The 6,355-nt window shown below is 33.9% G+C and carries 4 protein-coding genes; 1 reads left to right on the top strand and 3 read right to left on the bottom strand.

The window, feature by feature from the left end; translation table 11 throughout:
• The coding region (locus tag PHO71_RS12675) for a carbohydrate-binding protein (RefSeq protein ID WP_300203775.1) at positions 1-1,538 on the top strand (1,538 nt) is incomplete at its 5' end.
• A 257-nt stretch (positions 1,539-1,795) separates the two neighbouring features.
• Here PHO71_RS12675 and PHO71_RS12670 read toward each other — a convergent pair.
• The 3 genes from PHO71_RS12670 to PHO71_RS12660 all read right to left on the bottom strand — a co-directional run bounded on the left by PHO71_RS12670 (position 1,796) and on the right by PHO71_RS12660 (position 6,345).
• On the bottom strand, positions 1,796-2,890 hold the full coding sequence (locus PHO71_RS12670) for a 6-bladed beta-propeller (protein ID WP_300203773.1): 1,095 nt from the start codon (positions 2,888-2,890) through the stop codon (positions 1,796-1,798).
• Between the two features lie 159 nt (positions 2,891-3,049).
• Positions 3,050-3,349 (bottom strand): NVEALA domain-containing protein, encoded by a 300-nt coding sequence (locus PHO71_RS12665; RefSeq protein ID WP_300203771.1) that lies wholly within the window; start codon positions 3,347-3,349, stop codon positions 3,050-3,052.
• A gap of 1,652 nt (positions 3,350-5,001) precedes the next feature.
• Positions 5,002-6,345, bottom strand: a complete 1,344-nt coding sequence (locus PHO71_RS12660; RefSeq protein WP_300203769.1) for a citrate/2-methylcitrate synthase — start codon at positions 6,343-6,345, stop codon at positions 5,002-5,004.
• Between the last annotated feature and the right edge of the window lie 10 nt (positions 6,346-6,355).

Here is a 6,355-nt window from a genome sequence, read left to right as displayed (position 1 = left end):
TGCTCTTCCAAGGATACGACGGACAGTTTTTTATAGACGATGACCATACGATGTATATCACCACAGACTCATGGCATTTTAAGATCATGAAACTAAAGTTTGATAAAGCAGGGAAAATATACATCGATAATGAGGACCCCAAATATGAGCAAACAGCCTCCAATAAATTTATCGGAACCTACAAATATCATCAAGTTGATGAAATTAAGAATGCTTTCGAAGCATCCTACATCTATAAAAAAAATGATTTATACTACTTAATGTGGTCTTTCAATGGAAGTGAAAATTACAATGTAAGATATGCAGTATCAGAACACATAACCGGTCCCTATCGGGAGATCAACCAATCAATGACCACTCCTATCTTGCAACGTGATGATACCAATCAAATCTTAGGACCGGGACATCATTCAATGTTTGATTATAACGGACGTATATTTATTGCTTACCACCGACAACACTATCCTTTTGTCGATAGCAAACGGCAAACATGTATCGAGGAAGTATTTTTCAACGCTGATGGAAGTATACAAAAAATTAAACCCACACACAAAGGAGTGACAGTAGCAAATACTAAGAAAGATTCTCGTAAAAACATAGCATTAGGCAAACAAACCAAAGTGTCATCTGCCAGAGAATATGACAGCTCAACTTTTTCCGGTCGTTACCGTACCAATGACATTTCATTCCGTTATTCCGGTAACTTTGCTGTTGATGAGAATTACGGTACACATTGGGATGCAGGAATCGATGTCAAGAATTCATGGATCATTGTAGATTTGGGAAGTAACTGTCGGATAAATGAGATAGAAACTATTTTTGAATTTACAAGCCGTACTTATAAATACAAGATCGAATATTTACAGCAAGAAGAAGCAAGTAATCTGGATATTGCATCAGAGAGTAAGGCTTGGAAAGTTTTTGCAGACAGAACTATGAACGGTGTATCTCAATCTCCTGTCACAGATACTCTCCCAAATAAGTCCTCCGTACAAGGACGATTCGTTCGTCTAAGCATTCTCGATGGTATAAATATTCCGGAGACGGCAGATGGAATCGATCTTATCAATGCAAAGAATGCATTGAGTATCTTTGAATTAAAGGTTTTCGGAGAAAACAAAGCAGATGATATTAACCGCACTTTTGAAGCTGAGAACTTCCATAATCTCTATGGATTAACTCTCGAAAAATGTACTCCCGACGGGTTGGATATTTGTAAAGGCGGAAACAACGATTATCTCCTATATGAAAACATTAATCTGGGAAATGGAGCTGATATTTTTTCAGCAAAAGTAGCTTCAGAAACGAAGGGAGGACAACTTGAGATTTATCTTGATTCCATGCTCAACAAGCCCATTGGTGTTTTAGAAGTAAAGAATACAGGCGGAGAACAAAAATGGACTATTCAATCCACCGGATTAAGTAAAAACGCAAAAGGTTTCCATAAGAAGCTTTATCTTGTATTCAAAGGAAAAGGACAAGAGAATAATCTTTTTAGATTAGATTGGTTTAGATTTGAGAAGTCTAGCAATTTATAGAAATAAAGTTAGATATTAAACTCCCTGTTAGACAATTAGAAACATTCAGCAAATATACAGCAAAACCGACCACTTCATTTGTAATGAAGTGGTCGGTTTTGCTGTATATACATAATTTATGCAGAGAACACATACATAACTAGAGCTTGAAATAACGTTAATGACAAACATAGACCTGAAAGTCAGGATAGAATCTACTAGAAAGCCATATTTCTCTCAACAGTATCCAGAAGACTAATAGCCGAACTACATAAAAGTTATTTCATAGTCCACTTAAGTATCATAAAGTTACTTTCAGGAGATATTATACCATTATAATGAGTTATAGGAAGCTTTTCCCAATATGTCAAGTATTCGTCTGCTGAAATCGGAGACAAAAGTTCTTTATTACTACCATGGAATGTTTTAGGAAAATGACCTGAATATTGACCATTTCTTACTATGGAGCCATCAGAACCTATGATCGCAAGATTATAACGTCCTTGGTGAATATAGCCAAGTAACATATTATCTTCATTTATGACCACCTCACTAATAAAGTCATAGTCACGTTGTTTCTCCATAAAATCCATAACATTAGCAAAAATGCCATCGGGCATCGGTGCAGGAAAGAGTATATCGTATTTTTTAATAACACTATCTACATCACAATTATAGGTATAAATAGAATTGGTAAAAACATCGCAACAGTATACTTCATTTCCAACTGTTTGCAGTGCAGAAGATAGTAAAGGCAGAGTAGGCATCTGTTTGGGAAGGACATGTATCCATTTGCCTTTGAGATTAAAATCACTATCAAAAGCATATAATAGATAGGCATTCTCACCCTCAGTGTATGTATTATGATTGGATGACATCAAGTATCCACAATCATTACTAGTAATATTCCACAACAAAGATTTACTCACTTGTTTAGACATTTTAAATTCGCCCTCTAAGCTATATAAATAAACCTTTGATAGTCCAGTAAGTATAACAACACAACCTGTCTTTTTATTTATAGTATAGTCATATATTTGTACATATTCTCCAGGACCTTGACCAAACTTTCCTATACGGCGCAAATACTTCCCATGCTCATCAAATACAAGCACACATTTCTGAATAGTTTTATCAAGAACGTAATACTCCTTATTAAAATATTCTATCTTTGCAACATCTCCAATAATGCATTCATTGAGAGTATCGAGTGTAATCCATTTCTGAACATCAATGATATCAGAGTATTTCAAATTTGTTTTTGGGTTATCATCTAATTTAATAGTGTATGTTATTCCTTCATTATTATTCTTATCGCGAGACGTACATGAAAATAATAGAATAAAAAGAAAAATAATACTTATATGTTTCATGGTTGATATATGTTAAGACATTATTATATTGCCTAATATCCACACATAGGAGTTTAGACTTTCATTTTGCACTATAGATAAAACATAGTTTAATTTAAAAGACCAAACACCTATGTAATATTATTAATAACGTCGGACCTTTAAACTCTAATTATCTAGTTATATTTTCGGACATGAAGTAAGACGAGCATGTTCACATATCTCAGCATCACTTTTTACCTCGTATGTCTCAATAGCTGTAATACTCATTCCATTCCAATTACCATCTTTATCATAACATGTTACCCAAGCTGATATTCTAGTACACGTTTGAGTTTCATGTTCATTATTAGCAAGCGCCTCGATATTGGTGAGTTTGATATCAGAGAATCTTTCGATTGATTGTACTTTTATCCATACAGTTGCTACAATAGCTAATGCTACAACACACAAAGTTGCCTTAAATAGTTTCGTTTTCATTTCTACTTTTTTTTAAGTTAATAATCAATTATTTAAAATTCTGTATATTCTATCTTTTTAAAGATTTTATTTCATCTTATTCTATCCATACATATACTGTTGCAGTTTACACATTTAAAGTATCTAAATGGTGATTGCAATAAAAAAACATGACTAATCTCACCCTTGTCAGTAGTGACAATCCTAATATCATTTAAAACAATATAAACGAGTCTCCTTCATAGAGTTAAAAATAAAAGTTATATAAACTAATTATTGAAACTGACAACATTGCAATCTTTAGTACTTTGCTTCTCATATAAATAAATTTAAATATTAATAGAAAAACAAATTTTACATACACCTTTTACAAATGTAAAAAATAAATCGTTTACTATGCTTAATATTATACAATATTAACCTTTTTAATACAAATTATGTATAGAACAGAATATAGTTTATTCACTTTCGAATAAAGGCATCTATCCCTATCTCTAAATCATTCTTTTACAGATACCTTATCCTTTATATTAAACAATAAAAGAAAAATTTATTCTATCTAGCTCCCAATTTCCAAAAAAAGTTTATTTTGTAAAATAGTAATAAGATTAAAGTTCTTCTTTTATTTATCTTTTACCAATCTGACATGAATAAACATAAATTGCAAAACGGTATAGTTGTATATAGCCTATTAGTTGATTTAGAACTCAATAATCTCTAAAGAGTCATTGGTAAACTTTGTTCTGTTTCAAGTCATTTTCCTTCCGTTTTGAGAAAGTCCATAATGCATCATTCCCAAAACATAGCACTCAGATTTTCAATCAATATTGTTACCTTATTGAAAATTGATAAATGTTTGCTTAAATAATCTCTTTGCTTACATATGTTCGCAATATAATTAATATAAATTATAACTCCGAACAAATCTTCTATCGATGAAATATTTACTTGAATATAGGAGAATAAGACTTACTCTTCATCGTTAAGCTCATAGTAAACATGATGCACTTTGTTGATCCAGTCCCCCAATTAACAAGTTAGGAGATGGCAATTAAAAAGTATAATCAACCTTATTGACTGTTACCCAAATCCACTCCTCTACCCTTTTATATTTCAAATATCTTTGATTGATATAACAAGTAGATATACATTAGCTACTTTACTCTTAAAGTATTAATAGATAAGTTCCTCTCCATTAATACTAAACTTGTTCTTCTCTAATAGAAAAGTTATTTTTGCCAAAGAGCAATCTATAATTGCAAGTTCTGATTATATAAATGAAACTTGCGTTTTTATAAACGGAACTTGCAATTATACAATCAAAAGTTCCATTTATAGTTTATACCAAACAGAGAGAAACTTTACTATTAAAGAATAAGAAGTTTAGTCTTAATGGAGAAGAATTTATCTATTAAGACTTTGGAAGAGAAGTAGTATAGGTTACTATATCAGAAAAAGGATAAGTCGGACAAAGGTGATAGGTTGATAGAGGATTATGCCTTCTTTCTATTGTAGGAAAGCTTTTAATTAAAACTCATCCAAAAGGAATCCCCCTTTTTAGCTCTGTTTTAAGATAAAAATAGAGTAAATAGGGGGATCTTGATATTCTTAACTTACTGATTATAAATAAAGCTGACTTATTTTTCTATTTTAAGACAGTTTTACCCAATCTATTAACGCTTCTTGATAGGAATATAAGGAGCTTCTTCCAAAACATTCTTATACGCCGGACGAATGATACGTTTACCTTCAAAGTTCAATTCTTCATTGCGGTGCGCACACCAGCCAACGATACGAGCCATGGCAAAGAGGGGAGTGAATATTTCTTGTGGCAAACCGATCATTTCATATACAAAACCGGAATAGAAGTCAATGTTGCTCGATACCGTTTTTCCGTTATTCTTAATACGTCCGAAAGTAGCAATGGCACGTTCTTCCAACAGTTCAAGGAAAGCGAATTCTTCCTCTTTGCCTTTTTCACGCGCCAAGTCACGCGCCTGTTCCTTCAACAGAAGAGCACGCGGATCGGAAATCGTATAAACAGCATGACCAATGCCATAGATTAATCCGGTCTTATTGTACACTTCCTTATTCAGCATACGGGTAAAGTAAGTATCTATTTCATCAACACTCGTCCAATCTTTGATATTCTGCTGCAAGTGATGGAACATATCTGCCACTTGAATATTGGCTCCTCCGTGAAGCGGACCTTTCAGCGAACCGATACCTGCTGCAATAGCCGAATAAGTATCCGTTCCGGTAGAAGAAGTAACGCGGACTGTGAATGTTGAGTTGTTACCACCACCGTGTTCTGCCTGAAGAATCAGCAGTAAATCCAAAGTGCGTGCATCCAACTCCGTATAGTCTTTTTTCAACATATAAAGGAAGTTCTCCGCTATTGACAACTTCTCCTGCGGATGACGAATATGGAGAGAACGCCCATGTGTTGCATGACGAAGCATATTATAAGCATACGCTATGATAGTGGGGAACTTAGAAATCAGTTCAATGCTCTGACGCATCAAGTTATCACGTGAAGTATCATCTGCATTCGGATCAAAGCGATACATTTCTAGTACACTGCGAGACAGAATATTCATGATATTGTTTCCTTCCAATTCGATGATATTCATCTTGGTTTTCTGTTCCAACGGCATATTGTCGTTTATCATTTCAGAAAAGGAAGCCAGTTCTTCTTTATCCGGTAAATGACCGGACAACAACAGATAAGCAACTTCTTCGAAACCAAAACGTTTTTCTTTGATGATAGCGTGAGAGATATCTTCCACATCATACTCCCGATAGAATAATTTACCGGGAATAGGTTTCAGTCCGCCCCCCGGGATACGTTCATAACCTACTACGTTACCAATTTTAGTCAGTCCCACCAACACACCCGTACCGTCTTCATTGCGCAATCCCCGCTTTACATCAAACTTGGAAAACAATTCGTTATCTATCCGGGTAGCTTCCTTCATCTCCTCGGAAAGTTTGTAAATCAAATACTCTTTCTTCATGATATTCTTC

The sequence above is a fragment of the Bacteroides sp. genome (genome assembly GCF_028690125.1).
Lineage (GTDB): Bacteria > Bacteroidota > Bacteroidia > Bacteroidales > Bacteroidaceae > Bacteroides.
The sequence above is the reverse complement of the archived record's forward strand: the minus strand, read 5'-3'. Positions and strand labels throughout refer to the sequence as shown.